The 18,745-nt window shown below is 73.0% G+C and carries 17 protein-coding genes; 5 read left to right on the top strand and 12 right to left on the bottom strand.

Going from position 1 to position 18,745, the window contains the following annotated elements:
* Positions 1-69: 69 nt before the first annotated feature.
* On the bottom strand, positions 70-1,305 hold the full coding sequence (locus ACIBNE_RS00130) for an alginate lyase family protein (RefSeq protein ID WP_399267739.1): 1,236 nt from the start codon (positions 1,303-1,305) through the stop codon (positions 70-72).
* Between the two features lie 312 nt (positions 1,306-1,617).
* Between ACIBNE_RS00130 and ACIBNE_RS00125 the strand changes: the two genes are divergently transcribed.
* Positions 1,618-2,532 (top strand): ion transporter, encoded by a 915-nt coding sequence (locus ACIBNE_RS00125; protein WP_399267737.1) that lies wholly within the window; start codon positions 1,618-1,620, stop codon positions 2,530-2,532.
* Positions 2,533-2,571: 39 nt separating this feature from the next.
* Here the strand turns inward: ACIBNE_RS00125 and ACIBNE_RS00120 are convergent, their stop codons facing one another.
* Entirely contained in the window at positions 2,572-2,823 is a 252-nt protein-coding gene (locus ACIBNE_RS00120) for a helix-turn-helix domain-containing protein (RefSeq protein WP_399267734.1), read from the bottom strand.
* A 32-nt stretch (positions 2,824-2,855) separates the two neighbouring features.
* On the opposite strand from ACIBNE_RS00120, the gene map reads away from it, so the two are divergent.
* Positions 2,856-3,623: a type I methionyl aminopeptidase gene (gene map, locus ACIBNE_RS00115; protein ID WP_399267732.1), complete on the top strand. Its 768-nt coding sequence runs from the start codon at positions 2,856-2,858 to the stop codon at positions 3,621-3,623.
* A gap of 62 nt (positions 3,624-3,685) precedes the next feature.
* Here the strand turns inward: map and ggt are convergent, their stop codons facing one another.
* Complete coding sequence (ggt, locus tag ACIBNE_RS00110; RefSeq protein ID WP_399267730.1) at positions 3,686-5,491, bottom strand: gamma-glutamyltransferase; 1,806 nt, start codon at positions 5,489-5,491, stop codon at positions 3,686-3,688.
* Between the two features lie 104 nt (positions 5,492-5,595).
* On the opposite strand from ggt, the gene ACIBNE_RS00105 reads away from it, so the two are divergent.
* Positions 5,596-6,336: a hypothetical protein gene (locus tag ACIBNE_RS00105; RefSeq protein ID WP_399267728.1), complete on the top strand. Its 741-nt coding sequence runs from the start codon at positions 5,596-5,598 to the stop codon at positions 6,334-6,336.
* Here the strand turns inward: ACIBNE_RS00105 and ACIBNE_RS00100 are convergent.
* From ACIBNE_RS00100 to ACIBNE_RS00090, 3 genes are all read right to left on the bottom strand, one after another.
* On the bottom strand, positions 6,319-7,569 hold the full coding sequence (locus ACIBNE_RS00100; RefSeq protein WP_399267726.1) for a cytochrome P450: 1,251 nt from the start codon (positions 7,567-7,569) through the stop codon (positions 6,319-6,321). The genes ACIBNE_RS00105 and ACIBNE_RS00100 overlap by 18 nt on opposite strands.
* Positions 7,566-8,330, bottom strand: a complete 765-nt coding sequence (locus ACIBNE_RS00095; protein ID WP_399267724.1) for an alpha/beta fold hydrolase — start codon at positions 8,328-8,330, stop codon at positions 7,566-7,568. The genes ACIBNE_RS00100 and ACIBNE_RS00095 overlap by 4 nt, the downstream gene beginning before the upstream one ends.
* A 293-nt stretch (positions 8,331-8,623) precedes the next feature.
* Entirely contained in the window at positions 8,624-9,454 is an 831-nt protein-coding gene (locus tag ACIBNE_RS00090) for a MerR family transcriptional regulator (RefSeq protein ID WP_399267722.1), read from the bottom strand.
* Between the two features lie 165 nt (positions 9,455-9,619).
* Here ACIBNE_RS00090 and ACIBNE_RS00085 point away from each other — a divergent pair, with 165 nt between their 5' ends.
* Positions 9,620-10,810: an Ig-like domain-containing protein gene (locus tag ACIBNE_RS00085; RefSeq protein WP_399267720.1), complete on the top strand. Its 1,191-nt coding sequence runs from the start codon at positions 9,620-9,622 to the stop codon at positions 10,808-10,810.
* A 48-nt stretch (positions 10,811-10,858) separates the two neighbouring features.
* Here ACIBNE_RS00085 and ACIBNE_RS00080 read toward each other — a convergent pair whose 3' ends face one another.
* The 3 genes from ACIBNE_RS00080 to ACIBNE_RS00070 are packed head-to-tail and all read right to left on the bottom strand — an operon-like array spanning position 10,859 to position 14,486.
* Complete coding sequence (locus tag ACIBNE_RS00080; RefSeq protein ID WP_399267718.1) at positions 10,859-13,057, bottom strand: xanthine dehydrogenase family protein molybdopterin-binding subunit; 2,199 nt, start codon at positions 13,055-13,057, stop codon at positions 10,859-10,861.
* Entirely contained in the window at positions 13,054-14,025 is a 972-nt protein-coding gene (locus tag ACIBNE_RS00075; protein WP_399267716.1) for an FAD binding domain-containing protein, read from the bottom strand. Before ACIBNE_RS00075 ends, ACIBNE_RS00080 begins: the two co-directional genes overlap by 4 nt.
* A complete protein-coding gene (locus ACIBNE_RS00070; protein WP_399269963.1) occupies positions 14,022-14,486 on the bottom strand; it encodes a (2Fe-2S)-binding protein in 465 nt (154 codons plus the stop codon). The genes ACIBNE_RS00075 and ACIBNE_RS00070 overlap by 4 nt, the downstream gene beginning before the upstream one ends.
* Positions 14,487-14,664: 178 nt before the next feature.
* On the opposite strand from ACIBNE_RS00070, the gene ACIBNE_RS00065 reads away from it, so the two are divergent.
* Entirely contained in the window at positions 14,665-16,287 is a 1,623-nt protein-coding gene (locus ACIBNE_RS00065; protein WP_399267714.1) for an alpha/beta fold hydrolase, read from the top strand.
* Between the two features lie 35 nt (positions 16,288-16,322).
* On the opposite strand, the gene ACIBNE_RS00060 is transcribed toward ACIBNE_RS00065, so the two are convergent.
* From ACIBNE_RS00060 to ACIBNE_RS00050, 3 genes are read right to left on the bottom strand one after another with little or no spacing between them, the layout of a single operon-like run.
* Entirely contained in the window at positions 16,323-17,183 is an 861-nt protein-coding gene (locus tag ACIBNE_RS00060; RefSeq protein WP_399267712.1) for an amino acid ABC transporter permease, read from the bottom strand.
* Entirely contained in the window at positions 17,180-17,824 is a 645-nt protein-coding gene (locus ACIBNE_RS00055; protein WP_399267710.1) for an amino acid ABC transporter permease, read from the bottom strand. Before ACIBNE_RS00055 ends, ACIBNE_RS00060 begins: the two co-directional genes overlap by 4 nt.
* Positions 17,825-17,838: 14 nt before the next feature.
* A complete protein-coding gene (locus ACIBNE_RS00050) occupies positions 17,839-18,744 on the bottom strand; it encodes a glutamate ABC transporter substrate-binding protein (protein ID WP_399267709.1) in 906 nt (301 codons plus the stop codon).
* Between the last annotated feature and the right edge of the window lies 1 nt (position 18,745).

The raw sequence follows: 18,745 nt of genomic DNA, 5'->3' as shown, positions 1-18,745 counted from the left end.
GCCGTCAACAGCCAGAGTCGATCATGTTTCGCACCCGACCGGTCCACAACGCACAGGATCCGCAGGCAGTCATGCCCCTTGATCGGCACCCGGGTTCCGGGCGTGCGTCAGCGTCTCCCACGCCACGAACAGGTCGTCCGTCCCCGCGGGCCGCTGCTTCTCGGCGAGCCGTTCGGTCTGCGGCAGGGCCTGGTGGAGCCGCCCCTGAAGGTGGTTGAGCGCGACCTCGACGTCCGGGCCCATGCTCCGCTCGACCTTCCCGCCGCACAGCCACTTCGGCGCGGGCGCGCCGAGCTGGTAGCGGGCGTGGAACTCCAGCGCGGCGCGCAGCCGGTCGGCCTGCTCGTCGTAGAGGTCGACGCCCTGGTGCCAGGCGGTCTCCGCGATGTGCGCGGTCGAGGCGAGCGAGTAGCCGATGTGGCGCAGGTTGCGGCAGGTCTCCTGGCCGAGCCCGTCGCGGTAGGTGCGCTGGCCGAACCAGTACGTCGCCAGCTCGTCGGGGGTCTTCACGTGGCCGCCCGGCGGCGCCTTGGGCAGCGGGCCGTCGGACGACAGGTAGAAGTACGCGGGCACCCGCGCCCTGAACCGCTCCAGGGACGCCTCGAACAGGCCCTTGTCCTCCAGGAACACCGCCATGCCGATCGACGCGTCGGTCATCGCCAGTTCCCAGTTGCCGTTGTAGTCCGGCACCCGCGCGGTCACCGCGGGCAGGTACGCCTTGCGCAGCATCCACTTGAAGCGCTGCACCTCGGGCCCCCGCCACTTCGGGTACCCGGCGTGCACGATCTCCGCGGCCCGCGCCCAGGACGAGCCCGCCCACGCGGTCTGGAGGTCGGCGTCGTCCCTGGTGTGCGCCTTGATCACGGCCGACCAGGCGTCCATGATCTCGACGGCCTTGGCGGCGTGCGCCTCCTGGCCCGTCACCGACCAGAGCAGCGCCTGGGTGTACGCGGCGATGGCGTCCTCGCGCTCCGCGACGCAGGCGGGGGTGCCCGCGTTGGACGCGCAGGCGACGGTCTTCGCGGGCTGGGCGGTGTAGTCGGGGTCGGCGTACCTGCTGGCCTTCATCGCGGTGAACGCGGCGGCCCACGGCTCGGCGCCCGCGGCGACCTTCTCCCGTACGGTGCGCAGTTGCGCCCCGTCGACCAGTACGCCCGGATGGCTGAAGCGCTCGGGCGCGCCGCTCTCGTCCGCGGCGGCGACCGCGGCCCCCCGGGTGCCGGTACCGGCCGACGAGCAGGCGGCGGTCAGGAGCAGGGGGCCCGCGAGGGCGGCGACGACGGCTCTCCGTACGTATCGGTGCACGCTGTCCACGGTCGCCCCGGGCGCGCGGCCCCGCAATCCGGGCGGGGCGGGGGCAGGGGCCGGGGCGGGGGCAGGCCTGGGCCGGGCCGGGGCGGGCGACCGGGGCCCGCTGCCCGGCACCCGGCACCCGGCACCCGGCACCCGGCACAGTCGAGCGCAATGGAGCACTTCCGTACACGCGCTCGGCTCGTTGTCCCTCCCGACGGGCCGAGCAGGTTGCCCGGTGCAGAGCGGGGCGCACACCGGACGGCGCTCCGCGGGGCACCGATACGGCCGACGGAACACAGGGGAAAGCGAGAGATGAGCCCACACATGACGACTGGTGCCAGGACGCTCGACGGGCGGGCCCAGCGAAGTGGCAGCGGCAGGCGAGGGGCGGTGGCCGTACGGGCCGGGAGGATCGCGGACGCGGCCTGGTTCTCCGCCGCCGGGGTCGCGGCCATCGCGCTCAACGCGGTGCTGCTCGGCCTGGAGACGTACTCCGGCCTCGCGGCCGGCTGGCGGCAGCAGCTGCACTCCCTCGAACACCTGCTGCTCGTGGCGTTCACGGTGGAGATCCTGGTGCGCGCGCTGGCCCACCTCGACCGGCCGGCCGACTTCTTCCGCAATCCGTGGAACGTCTTCGACGCGCTGGTCGTCGGGATCGCGCTGGCCCCGTTCGGCGGCCAGAACACCACCCTGCTGCGGCTCCTCAGGCTGGCCAGGGTGGTGCGCGCGGTCCGCTTCCTGCCCCAGCTGCGGATCATCGTCACCGCCATCGGCAAGAGCCTGCCGGGCATGGCGGGCTTCCTGCTCGTGGGCTCCCTGCTGCTCTACCTGTACGCGATGCTCGGCTGGGCCTGGTTCGGCGACGTCGACCCGGGGCACTTCGGATCGCTGGGGCGCGCGGTGCTCACGCTCTTCGTCCTGATGACGCTCGACGGCTTCGGCGACGCGGTGCACGCGGGCCTGGCGATCTCGCCCTGGTCGATCGTCTACTACGGCTCGTACGCGCTGCTCAGCTCGTTCCTCCTGGTCAACATGTTGATCGGGGTGGTCATCGAGTCCATGGACCAGGCCCGGGAGATGGAGCAGGAGGAGAAGGCGCGGGAGCGGGAGGCGAGGCGCGCGGGGGCCGCGCACCACGAGCGGGAACAGGAGCGCGCGGAGCTGAGCGCGGGCATCGCGGCGGCCAGGGAGGTCCTGGACGAGCTGGAGCGCAGACTGGCGTCGGCGCCCTCGAAGTAACCGCCCCGGACCGGACCGCGGGTCAGGCGGGACCGCAGGTCAGGCGGGCACCAGTGCGCAGCGCACGATCAGCTCGTCCATGGACAGGCCGAGCGCCCCGGCGAGCGCGGCCACGGTGAAGAACGCGGGCGTCGGGGCGCGGCCGGTCTCGATCTTCCGCAGCGTCTCGGCGGAGATGCCGGCCGCCGCCGCGACGTCCGCCATGCTGCGGATGCCGCGCGCCTCGCGGATCAGGAGGCCGAGCTGCTCGCCTCGGCGGTGCTCTTCGGGAGTCAGTGGGGTGCGAACCATGACCCCATTCTAATACCGGTATAGTAATTGGAATGGTACAGCTGAAGACGGACACGTCCATCGAAGAAATGCGCGAGGCGGGCCGGGTCGTGGCGCAGGCCCTGACGGCGGTGCGGGAGCGGGCCGCCGTCGGCGTCTCGCTCCTGGACCTCGACAAGGCGGCGCGCCGGGTGCTGAAGGAGGCGGGCGCGGGCTCGCCGTTCCTGAACTACCGCCCCTCCTTCGCCACGACCCCCTTCCCCGCCGTGATCTGCGCGTCGGTCAACGACGCGATCGTGCACGGCATCCCCGACGAGTACCGGCTGCGCGACGGCGACCTGGTGAGCATCGACTGCGGCGCCACGCTCGGCGGCTGGGTCGGCGACTCGGCGATCAGCTTCACGGTCGGCACGCCGCGCCCCGAGGACGCCCGGCTGATCGCCACCGCCGAGGAGGCCCTGGAGGCGGGCATCGCGGCGGCCGTCGTCGGCAACCGCATCGGCGACATCGCGCACGCCGTAGGCCGGGTGTGCCGCGGCGCCGGTTACGGCATCCCCGAGGGCTTCGGCGGGCACGGCGTGGGCCGGTCGATGCACGAGGACCCGTCCGTGCCGAACGAGGGGCGGCCCGGCCGGGGCGTACCGCTGCGGCACGGCATGGTGCTCGCGATCGAGCCGATGCTGATCGGCAGCGGTCGCGACGACTACTACGAGGCGTCGGACGGCTGGACACTGCGCACCTCGGACGGCAGCAGGGCCGCGCACGCGGAGCACACGGTGGCGATCACGGACGCGGGACCCCGCATCCTGACGCGGCTGTGAGCGGACCGGGCGGGGCACCGGGAACCCCGGCGCCCCGCCCGCGCCCCACCCGCCCTTCGCGGCTACCCCGCGCGCACCACCATCGCCGAGCCGCCGCCCCTGCGGACCTTCTCGGCCGCCGCCTGCCAGCGGCCGTCGGGCAGCCGCCGCACGCCGGTCGCCGCACCGATCTCCGGGTTCAGCCGGAACGCGTGGCCGATCGCCTCCAGCTCCGCGCGCACCGGGCTGTTCCACAGCTCGGGCTCCAGCTCGGTCGTCGGCTGGTTGCGCTGGCTCGCGCGCGGCGCGGCGATCGCGTCCACCAGCGGCAGGCCCCGGTCGAGGTGGCCGGTGAGCGACTGGAGGACGGTGGTGATGATCGTCGCCCCGCCCGGGGAGCCCAGCGCGAGTACCGCGCGCCCCTGCCGGTCCAGGACGACCGTCGGGGAGATCGAGGAGCGCGGCCGCTTGCCGGGCCCGGGGAGGTTCGGGTCGTGGACCGCCGGGTTCGCCGGGGCGAAGGAGAAGTCGGTCAGCTCGTTGTTGAGGAGGAAGCCGCGGCCAGGCACGGTGATGCCGCTGCCGCCGGTCTGCTCGATGGTCAGGGTGTACGAGACGACGTTGCCCCACTTGTCGGCCACCGTCAGGTGCGTGGTGTTCTCGCCCTCGTACGTCGTCGGGGCCGCCGCCCCCTTCGTGCCGCAGGGCACCGGGTGGCGCGGGTCGCCCGGGGCCAGCGGGCTGGTCAGCACGGCGTCGTCCTTGATCAGGCAGCCCCGCGCGTCCGCGAAGCGCTGCGAGAGCAGCTCCCGCTCCGGCACGTCCTCGAACGCCGGGTCGCCGACCCACCTGCCCCGGTCGGCGAAGGCGATCCGGCTCGCCTCGATGTAGCGGTGCAGGTACTTGGCGTCCGACAGGCGCGAAAGGTCGGTCCGTTCGAGGATGTTGAGCGCCTCCCCGACGCTGGTGCCGCCCGAGGAGGACGGGCCCATGCCGTACACGGAGAGCCCCCGGTAGTCGACCTTCGTGGGCCTGGGCCGCTCCACCTCGTACCGCCGCAGGTCCTTGCCCGTCAGGTCGCCCGGACGCACGACGCGGGTGGACGCCGGATCGACGGGCGGCTTGCGCACGGTCCGTACGATCTCCTCGGCCAACTCGCCCTCGTACAGCTCGCCGATGCCCCTCCGGCCCAGCTCGCGGTAGGTGCGGGCCAGGTCGGGGTTCTTGAACACCGAGCCGACGACGGGCAGTTGACCGCCGGGCAGGAAGAGCTTCACGGTGTCGGGGAAGTCCCGGAAGCGCGCCTCGTTCGCGGCGGTCTGCGTCCGGAACGTGCCGTCCACCACGAAGCCCTCGCGCGCCAGGCGCTCGGCGGGCTTGAGGAGTTGACGCAGCGGCTTGCTGCCCCAGGAGTCGAGCGCGGCCCGCCAGGTCGCGGGGGTGCCGGGGGTGCCGACGCCGAGGCCGCTGGTGACGGCGTCGGCGAAGGGGATCGGCTGCCCGTTCTCCTGGAAGAGCGTCGCGTCCGCGCTGTGCGGGGCGGTCTCACGGCCGTCGATGGTGCGCACGGCGCGCCGCTTCGCGTCGTAGTAGACGAAGTAGCCGCCGCCCCCGATCCCGGCGGAGTAGGGCTCGGTGACGCCGAGGGCGGCGGCCGTCGCGACGGCCGCGTCCACCGCGTTGCCGCCGTTCTTCAGCACCTCGATCCCGGCGGCCGACGCGTCGGCGTCCACACTGGCCACCGCGCCTCCCCAGCCGGTGGCGACGGGACTCTTCGGCGGCGGGTCCACCGCACCCGCGGCCCGCTCGGGCGGCACGGCCGCCGTGACGGTCAACACAGTGGCCGCTACGGCCAGAAACGACACATTCCGCGCGCTTGTGCGGCGCATGCGTACCTCCTGCGACGAGACGTCCGCGCAGGGTAACTCCCCCGTGGCCGCCCCGCCAGGACGCTCCCGGACAAGCGGGAGCGGGACCGCTAACATGCCCGCCCATGACCGACGACGTACGCAACATCGTGCTGGGCGTCATAGCCGCCGGCCTCAGCGCCGCCATCGGCTGGTTCACCCGCACCTACCTCTGGCGGCGGAAACTGCGCCGCAAGCAGAGGTTCTTCGGGCTGCCGAAGAACTCGGAGAGCCTGCTCGTCGTCAACCGCGACGCGGGAGGCACCGGAGCGGTCCACCGCTTCGACGTCTTCGCGCTGCTCGAACTCTCCGTCCTCATCAAGGACTGCGGGGCGCACGCCCAGATCATCCAGCACGACCTGACCCAGCAGGGCTTCGGCGAACGCACGGAATTCTGCGTCGGCGGGCCGGTCTCGAATCGCCGGATGGCAGCGCACCTGCACAGCCTGCTCCCCGGCATCCGCATCAACACCGACCCCGAACCCGGCCCCGACCGCGCCGCCTTCCAGATCGGCACCGAGCGCTACCGCATGGAGCCCGGCACCAGCGAACACGTCATCCTGGCGCGACTCACGGCGGGCCAGGACGCCCGCCCGGTCTTCGTCTTCTGCGGCCAGAGCGCCATCACCAACCAGGCCGCCACCCGCTATCTCGCGCGCAACTACGAGAAGCTGGCGCGCAAGCACGGCAACAACTCCTTCTGCCTGCTGCTCAAGGTCAGCAACTCGCAGGCGTACGGCCCCGACGTGGTCGACACCGTGCTCGACGTGACGCGGGCGGCGCAGTCGCCGGTGCCCGCGCCGCGCACCTCACACCGTGCCGGTTGACAGCCGCAGCTCCTTCACGCCGTTGATGAAGTTGGAGACCAACCGGCGCGGCGGCGCCGCGAGTTCGTACGGCGGCAGGATCCGCAGCGCCTCCTCGTGCAGCACGCGCAGCTGGAGCCGGGCGAAGTGCGCGCCGAGGCAGACGTGCGGACCGTCGCCGAAGGAGACGTGCGGATTGGGCGTCCGGGCCAGGTCCAGGCCGTACGGGTCGGTGAACACCCGCTCGTCGTAGTTGGCGGACGCGTGGAAGACCACCACCTTGTCGCCCGCGCGGATCCGCCGCCCGCGCAGCCCGGTGTCGCGGGCGGCGGTGCGGCGGAAGCTGAGGACGGGCGGGTGGTACCGCAGCAGTTCGTCGACCGCGGTGCCGATGCCGGTCGACCCTTCGCGCAACCGACGCTGCTGGTCCGGGTGTTCGGCGAGCGCGAGGAAGCCGCCGGGGGCCGCGGCGCGCACGGTGTCGTTGCCCGCGACGGTCAGCAGGAAGAAGAACATCTCCAGTTCGCCGTCGTCGAGCCCGCCGTGCGCGAGCGAGGTCATGACGTCGTCTGCCGGGCTGCGGCGCTTGTGGGCGGCGAGTTCCTGGGCGTACGCGAACATCTCGGCGAGCATCGCGGGCGAGCGCGGGTTGACGGGCCGTCCGTCGGGCCCCGTGACCTTGGGCTCGTCGGGGTCCTGGTAGGCGATGACCCGCTCGGTCCACTCCAGGAGCAGGGCCCGGTCGCCGTGCGGGACGCCGAGCAGGTCGGTGAGGTTGAGCAGCGCGTACTCGTCGGTGACGGCGGCGACGAGGTCGAAGGCCGGTCCCCGTTCGCGCGCGGCGGTCAGCAGCTCCCCGGCCCGTCGGCGGGCCGCCGCCTCGAAGCGGTCGGTGCGGCCCGGTACGAACGCCCGGCTGACGAGGCGGCGCAGCCGTCCGTGGTGCGGGACGTCCTGGTTGAGCATCATGCGCCGGATGAACGGCAGGTCGGCGGGGTCGGGGTCGCGGATCTGGGTGGCGCCCAGCCGCGAGGAGTACGTCCGGGAGTCCTTGAGGACGCGGACGACGTCCTCGTGCCGGGTCACGGCCCAGAAGCCGGGGCCCGGCGGCCAGCCCAGCACCTCGTGCTCCTCCTGCCGGTGCACGGGGTGCGCGTCGCGCAGCGCGCGGAAGACGGCGTGCGGGAGGCCCCGCGCGTACACCCGGGGGTCGAACACGTCGAGTGCGCGGGGGCGCACGTGGAGGTCGCTCATGCGCGCAGGAAGTCCTCCACCGTGCGGATCAGCTGGAGCGGCGTCTCGTCCATGGCGTAGTGCCCGGCGCCCGGCAGCTCGACGAGGGAGCCCCTGCGGTACCAGATGAGCCAGGTCTCGCGCATGAGCCGGGCGCTCAGCGCCGGGTCCAGGGCACCCGCGATCGCGAGGGCCGGCACCTCGCTGCCCGCGATCTCGGTGTGGAAGTCCTCCCCCGCCCAGGAGTCGAACCAGGCGCGGAACGCCTTGGGGTCGCTGCGCTCGACGGACTGCCGCACGACGCGGTCGAGCCAGGCGGCGGGGCGGCTGCCGCCGGTGGTGGTGTCGAAGATGACCCGGCGGTTGGCCGGGGTCTCGGCGGCCTCCTGGAAGAGCCGCCGCTGTTCGTCGGGCATCGGCAGTCCGCTCGCGGGGACCGGGGACACCCCGACGAGGCGGCGCACGCGGTGCGGGGCGGCGGCGAGGACGCGCTGGGCGACGGAGCCGCCCATGGAGTGCCCGACGAGCGAGAACGTCTCCCAGCCGAGGCGGTCGGCGAGCGCCAGGACGTCGGCGGCGCCCTCGGAGGTCGTGTACTGCCCCGGCGCGTCCTTGGCCTCGCCGTAGCCGCGCAGGTCGACTAGGGCGTAGGTGAAGGCGGCGGTGTCCAGGTCGGCGGCGACGGCGGAGTACGCGGAGCGGTCCGCGAGCCAGCCGTGGATCGCCAGGACGGGGTGGGAGCCGGTGCCGATGAGCTGGTGGGGCAGCGCGAAGGTGTCCATGGGGGAAGCGTGGGGGGCGCCGGGGGCGGGGGCAAGAGGGCGTGCCGGTGCGCGGGGCGCGCGGCGGGGGGAGCGGTGCGCGGGCGCGGGTGCGGGTCTGGGTGCGGGTGGGCGCGGGTTCCGCTGCGCGGGGCGTTCCCCACCCCGCCCCTTCCCGAAACCCTCCGGGGGCCCTGCGGGGCCAGTGGGTACGCGCGGCATCTGCCCCACCCTCGCGCCGTTCCCCGCGCCCCTAAAAAGGGGCGGGGCGGGGTGCAGCCCGCCGCAGGCGACGGGCCACACCCCCGTAACCGCTACCGCGTCGCCAGCGGTTCCTGGAGTTCCGTCACCCACTGCTCCGGGTCCTCCGGGCACTCCAGGTTGACCTCACGCGGATACCCCGCGGAGCGGTACTCGCTGTCGTCCACCCACCGCGCCAGCACCTGCGCCGTCGGCACGATCCGTTCCATCGACCCCCGGTGCACCACCGTCGCCGCCCGCTCGACCGCGGGCAGGTCGACGATCGAGAAGTCGTGGCCCTCGCCCGCCGAGGCCGCCGCGGACACGACGACCGCCGCGTGCACCAGTACCGCCCCGTCCCCCTCGGGCGCGTCCTCGTAGTAGGTGATCCCCGGCCCGGCCGGGGTGACCCCCGCCGCCTCCAGCGCGGCGAACAGCCGGCCGTACAGCGGCTGGATGACCGGCCCGATGTTCTCGGGCCCGAAGCTCGCCGCGACACCGGTCAGCTCGGCGACGCGGACCGCCGGGACGCTCTTCACTACGACGTCGTTCGTGGGCATGTGCCCCTCGCTCTCAATGGTGCGGAGCCTCGCCTCGACCTGGACCAGTCGCGCCGCCGCGGCGGCCATCGCCGCCTCCAGCTCGGCGTGCCGCAGGCGCAGCATGCCGCGCAGCTCGTCCGTGCTCACCTTGTCGTCGAGGATCTGCTGCACCTGTTCGAGCGTGAAGCCGAGGTCCTTGAGCGCGATGACGCGGTTGAGCCGGGCGAGCTGGGCCGCCTCGTAGTGGCGGTAGCCGGTGAACGGGTCGGTACGGGCGGGGCGCAGCAGTCCGATGGCGTCGTAGTGACGCAGCATGCGGACCGACACCCGGCCGTGCCTGGCGAAGTCTCCGATGGTGAACATGATGTCTCCGAGTTCAGGGCCTCACACGGTGTCAGGGTCAACATCCTCTCCCCTGCCCGCCCCGTTCGGGACTTTGGTCCCGGACATCGGTGACCAAAGGCCCGCAACCAATCGCCCCGGCTCCCGAGTCTCCCTGATTGTCATCACTGCAATGGAGGAGTCCCGTTGAGCCGCATACGTCCCCGCACCCTGGCCGTCGGCACCGCTGTACTCGCCGCGGCCCTCTCCGCCTGTTCGGGCGGGGGCAAGGGCGGGGACGGGGGCAGGGGCGCCGCCGACCTGAAGGCGGAGCAGCCCCCGAAGATCTCGGTGAACCTCCAGGGGCAGGCCGCTCGGGCGGGACAGCCGGTCACGGTGACGCTGGCCGAGGGGAAGCTCGCGCAGGTCACGGCGACGGCCAAGGACGAGGACGGCAAGGGCGTCCCGCTCGCGGGCAAGATGTCCGCCGACGGGCGGACCTGGACGTCGGAGCGGGTCGCGGCGCCGGGCACCTCGTACGACATCACGGCGAAGACGGACGGCGGCGGCAGCGCGAAGGCGGCGTTCGCGACGGCCGCGGCCGAGAAGGTCAACAAGCTGACGCTGGTCCCGGGGAAGAACTCCACGGTCGGGATCGGCCAGCCGCTGTCGATCGTCTTCGACCACCCGGTGAAGAACAAGGCGGCGGTGGAGAAGGCCCTCAAGGTGACGACCTCGAACAACACCGAGGGCTCCTGGGGCTGGATGCAGGACTGGTCGGGCAAGGACCGCGTCGACTGGCGTCCCAAGGAGTACTGGAAGTCCGGTACGAAGGTGACGCTGGACGCGAAGCTCGACGGCGTCGACTCGGGCCAGGACGGCGGCTGGTTCGTGCGCGACTACACCACCAACCTGACCATCGGGAAGAACCAGCTGGTCAAGGTCGACCTGGACGGCCACCGGCTGAAGCTGGTGCGCGACGGGCAGGTCGTCAAGGACGTTCCGATGTCGGCGGGCACGCCCGGCGGCGAGAAGGCGTCGTGGCGCGGCAAGATGGTGCTGATGTCGAAGGAGGGCACGATCAACATGCGCTCCGAGACGGTGGGCCTGGGCGACGCCTACGACAAGATGGTCGACTACTCGATGCGGATGACGTGGTCGGGGATGTACGCGCACGCGGCGCCGTGGAACGCCGGGTACTTCGGCAACGCGAACCGCAGCTCGGGCTGCGTCGGCATGAGCGACGCGGACGCCGGGTGGATCTACGGCGAGGTGCAGGTCGGCGACCCGATGGAGGTCACCGGGTCCGAGGCCAAGGGCACCCAGGCGCTCAACAACGGCTACGGCAACTGGAACCTGTCGTGGGCGGACTGGCAGGCGAAGAGCGCGCTGCGCTAGGGCGCGCGGCAGGCCCGGAGGGGGTCTCGCGCGGCAGGCCGAAGGGGGCTACGGTCCCCAGACCTTCTCCGGGGTGATCGGCAGTTCCCGCACCCGTCGTCCCGTCGCGTCGTACACCGCGTTCGCGACGGCCGCCGCGGCGCCGGTCACCCCCAGTTCCCCCGCGCCGAGCACCCCGAGCGGCATGGTCGGGTCCGGGTCGTCCAGGAATGCCACCTCGATGTCGGGCACGTCGGCGTGGACCGGGACGCGGTAGCCGTCGAGCCCCGGGTTGACCACCCGGCCGTTCCTCGGGTCGACCAGGGTCTCCTCGCTGAGCGCCATGCCGATGCCCATCACGATGCCGCCGCGCAGCTGGCTCCCGGCGAGCTTGGCGTTGACGACGGTGCCCACGTCGTACGTCCCGCTCCAGCGGACGACCCGCACCTCCCCGGTGTCCCGGTCGACCCGCACTTCGCAGAAGTGCGCGCCCGACGCCGCCCGCATCACGGCGCGGCGCCGCTCGCGCAGCCGCCGCGCGAGCCCGGCGGCCCTGTCGGCGGCGCGCTCGGCGAGACCGAGCGGTCCGGTGCCGCAGCCGACGGACGCCTCCACGTACGGGCGTCCCGGCGGTACGGGCATGCGGCGGCGCAGTTTGGCGCACGCCCGCAGCAGCGCGCCCGCGACGGTCGCGGTCTGTGCCGAGCCGCCCGCGCCGGGCCCGGTGGGCAGCGCGGTGTCGCCGTACTCGATCCGTACCGCCGTGACGTCCACGCCCAGTTCGTCGGCGGCGATCTGGGCCTGCGCGGTCGCCGCGCCCATGCCCAGTTCGTGGAAGCCGCACCGCACGAGGACCGTGCCGTCCGCGTGCAGCCGTACGGTCAGCCGGGCGTCGAAGCGCCAGGAGGGGTGGTAGGCGACCGCGCAGCCGGTGCCGGTCAGCCAGCGGCCCCCGGGGTCGGGGCGCGGTCGGCGCGCGTCGGCCCAGCCGAAGAGCTCCGCGCCGCGCCACAGGCACTCGGCGACCCTGCGGTGGGAGAACTCCCGGCCGTCGTCCGGGTTGGTCAACGGCTCGTTGACGAGCCTCAACTCGACCGGGTCCAGGTCGAGTTCGCGGGCCAGTTCGTCGACGGCCGATTCCAGCGCGAAGGATCCGGGCGCCTCGCCGGGCGCGCGCATGTAGGTGTTGGGGACGAGGTCGAGGGTGACGCTGCGCTGGGTGAGGGCGAGGTCGGGCGCGGCGTAGAGGTGGCGGGACGGCGAGACCGTCTGTTCCTCGTCGCCGCCCGTCCTGGGGAGGTAGCCGGTGCCCCAGTGCCTGAGCGAGGTGAGCCGGCCGTCGGGCCCGGCGGTGAGCGCGAGGCGCTGGCGGGTGGCCGAGCGGCAGCCGACCGTGCGGGTCACGGCCTCGCGGGTGAGGGCGAGGCGTACGGGTCGGCCGGTCGCGCGGGCGGCGAGCACGGCGAGCACGGTGCCGGGCCAGACCCTGATCTTGCCGCCGAAGCCGCCGCCGACGAAGGGCGCGCTGACCCGCACCCCGGAGGCCGGGACGCCGAAGGCGCGGGCGAGGTGGGCGCGGGTGCCGTGGACGTTCTGGGTGGTGTCGAGGACGGTGAGCCGGTCGCCGTCCCAGGCGGCGGTGGTGGCGTGCGGCTCGATGGCGTGGTGGTTGAGGTACGGGGTGGTGTAGACGCGGTCGACCGTGGCGGCGGCGGGCGGGACGACCTCGGGCAGGTGGTGCGCCTCGGCGGTGAAGTCGGTGGTGGCGGGCAGCTCCCGGTAGGTGGCGCCGACCAGGGACGCGGCGTGGTGGGCCGCCTCGGGGGTCTCGGCGACGACGACCGCGACGGGTTCGCCGTTCCAGTGCACCTCGTCGGAGGTGAGGCAGCCGGGTGCGGGGACGCGCAGGACGGGGGCGTTGCGGTGGGTGAGGACGGCGACGACGCCGGGCACCGCCTCGGCCTCGTCCGTGCGCAGCGCGGTGATGCGGGCGCGGGCGACGGTGGAGTGGACGAGCGCGGCGTGGGCGAGGGGGCGGCCTTCGGCGGCGCCGGGCGCGGGCAGGTCGGCGGTGTAGCGGACCGTGCCCGCCGCCTTCGCGGGGCCGTCCACGCGGTCGAGGGGCCGTCCGACGAAGCGGCCCGAGCGCTGCCCGCCGTCGGCGGGGGCGGGGGCGGGGGTGTCGGCGGGCGCGGGGGCGATGGTGCCGCTCGTGCCGGTGCGGTCGCTCATTCCGGTGCGGTCGCTCGTGCCGGTGCGGTCGCTCATGCCAGGCTCCTCAGGACGGCGACGAGGGTGCGCCGGGCCAGCGCGGCGCGGGCGGCGTGGCGCGGTTCGGACGCCGCCCCGGCGAGTTCCGCGCGGGCCGCCGTCTCGAACGCCGCCTCATCGGCCCGCGCCCCGAGCAGCGCGCGCTCCGCCTCGTGGGCCCGCCACGGGACGGTGGCCACGCCGCCGAGCGCCAGCCTGACGTCCGCGACGGCTCCGTCCCGTACCGCCAGCGACGCGGCCACCGACACGAGCGCGAAGGCGTACGAGGCCCGGTCGCGCACCTTGCGGAAGGCCGCGCGTCCGGGGTGCGGCGGGGGCAGCTCGACCGAGGTGATCAGCTCGTCGGCGGCGAGCCCGGTCTCGACGTGCGGGGTGTCGCCCGGCGGCAGGTGGAAGTCCCCGATGCGGACGCGCCGGGTGCCGCCCGGTCCCGTCGCGACCACCACGGCCTCCTGCGCGACGAGCGCCACGCACAGGTCCGAGGGGTGCACGGCGACGCAGGCGGCGCCGCCCCCGAGGAGCGCGGCGGTGTTCCCCGGGCCGCCGGTCGCGTCGCAGCCCGCGCCGGGCGCGCGCTTGTTGCAGCGGGCGGCGAGGTCGTAGAAGTACGGGCAGCGGGTGCGCTGCATGAGGTTGCCGCCGACCGTCGCCATGTTCCGCAGCTGCGGCGACGCGCCCGCCAGGAGCGCGTCGGCGACCAGCGGGTACCGCTCGCGGACCAGCGGATGCGCGGCGAGGCGGGCGGACCTGACGAGCGCGCCGACGCGCAGCCCGCCGTCGGGCAGTTCCTCGACCCGGTCCAGGGGCAGCCGGTTGAGGTCCACGACGGTCGACGGGTGCTCGATCCCGCCGCGCATCAGGTCGACGAGGTTGGTGCCGCCGCCGAGGAACTTCGCGCCGGGTCGGGAGCCCTCGGCGACGGCCTCCTCGACGGTGGTCGCGCGGAGGTAGGTGAACGGCTTCATCCGCGCGCCGCCTCCTCGATCGCGTCGACGATGCCGTTGTAGGCGCCGCAGCGGCAGAGGTTGCCGCTCATCGCCTCCCGGATGCGCTGCCGGTCGAGCGGCGCGCCGGAGCCGCCGGTCTCGCGCGCCGTCTCCGCGAGCAGCGCGACGGCCGAGCAGATCTGGCCCGGGGTGCAGAAGCCGCACTGGAGGCCGTCGTGCCGGACGAACGCCTCCTGGAGGGGGTGGTCGATCCCCTCGACGGTGACGACCTCGCGGTCCTCGCAGGTCACGGCGAGCGTGAGGCAGGCCAGCACGCGGTCGCCGTCCACAAGCACGGTGCACGCGCCGCAGGCGCCCTGGTCGCAGCCCTTCTTGGCGCCGGTCAGCGCCAGGTGTTCGCGCAGGGCGTCCAGGAGGCTGGTCCTCGGGTCGAGGCCGAGGCGATGGACCGTGCCGTTCACGTCGAGTCGCACATCGATCACGTACCGATGCTAGGGGTTCCGCCGCGGACAGGAGGGTCGATCCGCAGGTCGGCCGGTATCCACCGCCCCCGCCCAATCGTTACCCGCACGTAACTTACCGACCAGTTACCCCAGGTAGCCACACCCGGTTACCGTCGGGTCACTTTTGCACCGCGCACGCGAGGAGCGACCCCCCATGGCACACCCCCGCATGGCACACCCCCGCACCGCACGTCCCCGCAGGGCCCTGCGCGCCGCCACCGCCGCCGCCGCGACCGCCGCCCTCGTCGCGGGCGCCGGGCTCGCCGCGGGCCCCGCCGCACAGGCGGCCCCCGGCGCGCGGACCGCCGCCGCGTCGAGCACCGTGCGCCTCCACGACCTCCCCGGCTCCGGCGGCATCACCCTCAAGGGCAACGTCTTCACGCCGTCGGGCGCGAAGGAGGGGCAGAAGTTCCCGCTGCTCGTCTTCCCGACCAGCTGGGCCATGCCGCAGATCGAGTACGTCGCCCAGGCCGAGCGGCTCGCCGACGCGGGCTACGTCGTCGTCAGCTACACCTCGCGCGGCTTCTGGCTCTCCGGCGGCGAGATCGAGACGGCGGGCCCCGAGGACGTCGCGGACGCCCGCTCGGTGATCGACTGGGCGCTCGCCCACACTCCGGCCGACGCCGACCGCATCGGCATGGGCGGGGTCAGCTACGGCGCGGGCATCAGCCTGCTGGCCGCCGCGCACGACGACCGCGTCAAGGCCGTGGCCGCGCTGAGCGGCTGGGCCGACCTGATCGACTCGATCTACAGCGGCCGCACCCAGCACCTCCAGGCCGCCGCGCTGCTCGGCGGCCTCGGCCTCGTCACGGGCCGCCCCAGCGCCGAGCTGAAGCAGACCCTGAAGGACTTCACCGGGTCCAACCTCGACAAGGAACAGGACATGCTCGCCTGGGGCGCCAAGCGCTCCCCCAAGACGTACCTGGACCGCATCAACGAGAACGGCACGGCCGTCCTGATGGGCAACGCCTGGGGCGACACCATCTTCCCGCCCAATCAGTACGCCGCCTTCTACGAGCGCCTCACCGGCCCCAAGCGCCTGGAGTTCCGCCCCGGCGACCACGCCACCGCCGAGGCCACCGGACTGCTCGGGCTGCCCAACGACACCTGGACCAGCACCCGCCGCTGGTTCGACCACCACCTCAAGGGCGCCGACAACGGCATCGACCGCGAGCGGCCCGTCCAGCTCAAGTCCCGTTCCACGGGCGGCTACGAGGGCTACCCCGACTGGAAGTCGGTCGGCGCGGACCGGCGGAAGATCGAGCTGGCGGCCACGCGGAAGATCCGCACGAACCTGGATTCGGGGGCCAACGGCGGCACCTCGATGCTCTCCAACACCCTCGACCAGTTCCTGAGGATCCCGCCGATGGCCTCGATCCCGCTGCTCCCCCGCTCGTACGCGGCCGTCTGGCAGTCCGAGCGGCACGCCACCGCGCAGCGCGTGCGGGGCGACGCGAGGCTGCACACCACGGTGACCTCGACGGCGTCGAGCGGCACCCTCGTCGCGTACCTCTACGACGTGGGCCCGCTCGGCGTCGGCAAGCTGGTCAGCCACGCCCCGTACACCTTCCACGACAAGGCGCCCGGGCGGCCGTTCGGCGTCGACCTGGAGCTGTTCTCCACGGCCTACGACGTCCCGGCGGGCCACCGCCTGGCCGTGGTCGTCGACACCGTCGACCCGCTCTACATCGAGCACAACCCGACCGGCGCGCAGCTGACCTTCTCCTCGCCCGCGTCCGACCCGTCCTACCTGTCGGTCCCGCTGCGCGAGGAGTGATCACCGGCTGCTGCCGGGCGGGTGCCGCCCTCCCGCTACCGCGCGCCCGGCAGCAGCGTCCCCGGTTCGGCCGGGGCGACGTCCACGGCCTCCGTCTTCGGATTGCGCTTCTGCCTCCTGGCCACCCAAGTGGCGAACCAGGAGAGCAGCATGCACATCCCGATGTAGATCGGCGAGATCACCATCACCACGGGGATGAACGGCAAATCGTAGTCGAGGTTCGACGCGATCAGCTTCCCCGCGTGGAGGAACTCCTCATAGGTGATCAGATAGCCGAGGGAGGTGTCCTTCAGGGCCACCACCAGCTGGCTGATGATGGTCGGCAGCATCGCGCGCACCGCCTGGGGCACCAGCACGTGCGTCATGACCTGCGTCTTGTTCATGCCCAGTGCATACGCCGCCTCCTTCTGGCCCCGCTCGACCGAGTTGACTCCGGTACGGAAGACCTCGGCGAGCACCGAGCCGTTGTAGAGCGTCAGGCCCGCGACGAGGGCGGGCAGGGGCTGGACCTTCAGCGCCACGAAGACGAAGAAGATCATGACCAGTACGGGCATGGCGCGGAAGAACTCGACCAGCAGCGTCGCCACCCAGCGCACCGGCCGGTGGTCGGAGAGCCTGCCGACCGCGAGGACCGCGCCGAGCGCCAGCGAGAGCACGGCCGCGTACGCGAAGGCCTTGAGGGTGTTGCCCAGGCCCTTCAGCAGCAGTTCCTGGATGCCCTTGTACTCGAAGGGCGCCCACTTGGTGCTCGTGAACTGGTCGGTGTCGAACAGCAGGTGGACGAGCCAGCCGAAGAGGGCGAGGATCAGGACCGTCGAGCCGATCCCGTACACGAGGTGCCGACGGCGGGTCCTGGGGCCGGGGATGTCGTAGAGGGCGGTGGAATCGGCGGTCATCGGGCGACTCCCCAGCGCTTCTCCAGGACGTTGAAGAGCGCACTGATCGACAGGGTGATGATGAGGTAGCCGACGGCGATCCAGACGAACGTCCAGATGATGCTGTAGCCCAGCTCATTGAGGGTCTTGTAGGTGCCGAGCAGCTCGGTGACGCTGAACGCCCCGGCGATCGCGGAGTTCTTGGCGAGCGCGATGAGCGTGGAGCCGACGGGCGGGATGACGGCGCGGAACGCCTGCGGCAGCACGATGGCGGTGAGCGTCTGGCCGAAGGTCATGCCGAGGCTGCGGGCGGCTTCGCCCTGGCCCTTGGGCACGGTGTTGATGCCGGAGCGCAGCGCCTCGCAGATGAACGCGGAGGTGTAGCAGCCGAGTGCGAGCACCGCGAAGACCTGGAAGGGCAGGACGAGTCCGAAGCGCGGCAGGCCGAGCAGGACGGCGAAGAACAGCAGGGTGAGCGGGGTGTTGCGGAGCACGGTCACCCAGACGGCGCCCAGCACCCGGAAGGAGCCGACCGGGGACACCCGGCAGGAGGCCATCGCGAAGCCCAGGACCAGGGCGAGCAGCGAGGCGTAGACCGTCAGCTCGACGGTGCCGAGGAAGCCCTTGCCGTAGAGCGAGAAGTTCTCTGTCAGTACGTCCATGGTGCGTCTCCCCCTCAGCTCGCCGGGTAGCGGTCGATGGGCGGGGCGGGCGCCGCCCTGCGGCCCGAGAGGCCGAGCGTCGCGTCGTACGCCTTCTGCCAGTCGCCGTTCTTCTCGTGGCGTTCGAGGGCGTCGTCGATGGCGAGGCGCAGGGCGTCGTCGCTCCTGGGGACGCCGATGCCGTAGGGCTCCTTCGAGAACGGCTTGCCGACGACCTTCATCTCGTCGGGCAGCTTGGCCGCGTAGCCGCTGAGGATCGTGTCGTCGGTGGTGACGGCGTCGACCTGGTAGGTCAGCAGGTTGTCGACGCAGATCGAGTAGGTGTCGTACGCGACGAGGTCGGCCTTCGGGTAGTCGGCCTCGATGCGCTGGTACGGGGTGGAGCCCGCGGCCGAGCAGACGCGCCTGCCGTCCAGGTCCTCGGGCCCGTCGATGTCCTCCTCGTCGGCGCGCACGAGCAGGCCCTGGCCCGCCAGGTAGTACGGGCCGCCGAAGCCGACGAGCTTCTTGCGGTTGTCGTTGATGGTGTAGGTGCCGACGTAGTAGTCGATCTGGCCGTTCTGCAGGGCCGTCTCGCGGTTGGCCGACGCGATGGTCTTGAACTCGATGCCCTTCGGGTCGAAGCCGAGCGCGGCGGACATCATCTTGGCGATCTCGATGTCGAAGCCGGAGTAGCGGCCGGTGGCCGGGTCCTTCTCGCCCATGTAGGGCTGGTCCTCCTTGGCCCCGACGACGAGGTGGCCGCGGCTCTTCGCCTTCTTCCAGGTGCCGGAGGCGGGCAGCCGGAAGTCGGCCGCGATCCGGTAGACGGGCAGCTGGTCGGCGCGCGGGCCCTTGGTGGGCGGGCTGCCCTCCTTGCCGCAGCCCGCGAGGGCGGCGACGCACACGGCCAGCACCGCGAGGGTTCGCTTGGTACGCACA

Source organism: Streptomyces sp. NPDC050504 (genome assembly GCF_044458065.1).
GTDB lineage: Bacteria > Actinomycetota > Actinomycetes > Streptomycetales > Streptomycetaceae > Streptomyces.
The sequence above is the reverse complement of the archived record's forward strand: the minus strand, read 5'-3'. Positions and strand labels throughout refer to the sequence as shown.

Excerpts from the sequence above, each read along its gene's own strand:
- ACIBNE_RS00125 (WP_399267737.1), top strand. The coding sequence starts at position 1,618 with ATGACGACTGGTGCCAGGACGCTCGACGGGCGGGCCCAGCGAAGTGGC.
- ACIBNE_RS00120 (WP_399267734.1), bottom strand. The coding sequence starts at position 2,823 with ATGGTTCGCACCCCACTGACTCCCGAAGAGCACCGCCGAGGCGAGCAG.
- map (WP_399267732.1), top strand. The coding sequence starts at position 2,856 with ATGGTACAGCTGAAGACGGACACGTCCATCGAAGAAATGCGCGAGGCG.
- ggt (WP_399267730.1), bottom strand. The coding sequence starts at position 5,491 with ATGCGCCGCACAAGCGCGCGGAATGTGTCGTTTCTGGCCGTAGCGGCC.
- ACIBNE_RS00105 (WP_399267728.1), top strand. The coding sequence starts at position 5,596 with ATGACCGACGACGTACGCAACATCGTGCTGGGCGTCATAGCCGCCGGC.
- ACIBNE_RS00100 (WP_399267726.1), bottom strand. The coding sequence starts at position 7,569 with ATGAGCGACCTCCACGTGCGCCCCCGCGCACTCGACGTGTTCGACCCC.
- ACIBNE_RS00095 (WP_399267724.1), bottom strand. The coding sequence starts at position 8,330 with ATGGACACCTTCGCGCTGCCCCACCAGCTCATCGGCACCGGCTCCCAC.
- ACIBNE_RS00090 (WP_399267722.1), bottom strand. The coding sequence starts at position 9,454 with ATGTTCACCATCGGAGACTTCGCCAGGCACGGCCGGGTGTCGGTCCGC.
- ACIBNE_RS00080 (WP_399267718.1), bottom strand. The coding sequence starts at position 13,057 with ATGAGCGACCGCACCGGCACGAGCGACCGCACCGGAATGAGCGACCGC.
- ACIBNE_RS00075 (WP_399267716.1), bottom strand. The coding sequence starts at position 14,025 with ATGAAGCCGTTCACCTACCTCCGCGCGACCACCGTCGAGGAGGCCGTC.
- ACIBNE_RS00065 (WP_399267714.1), top strand. The coding sequence starts at position 14,665 with ATGGCACACCCCCGCATGGCACACCCCCGCACCGCACGTCCCCGCAGG.
- ACIBNE_RS00060 (WP_399267712.1), bottom strand. The coding sequence starts at position 17,183 with ATGACCGCCGATTCCACCGCCCTCTACGACATCCCCGGCCCCAGGACC.
- ACIBNE_RS00055 (WP_399267710.1), bottom strand. The coding sequence starts at position 17,824 with ATGGACGTACTGACAGAGAACTTCTCGCTCTACGGCAAGGGCTTCCTC.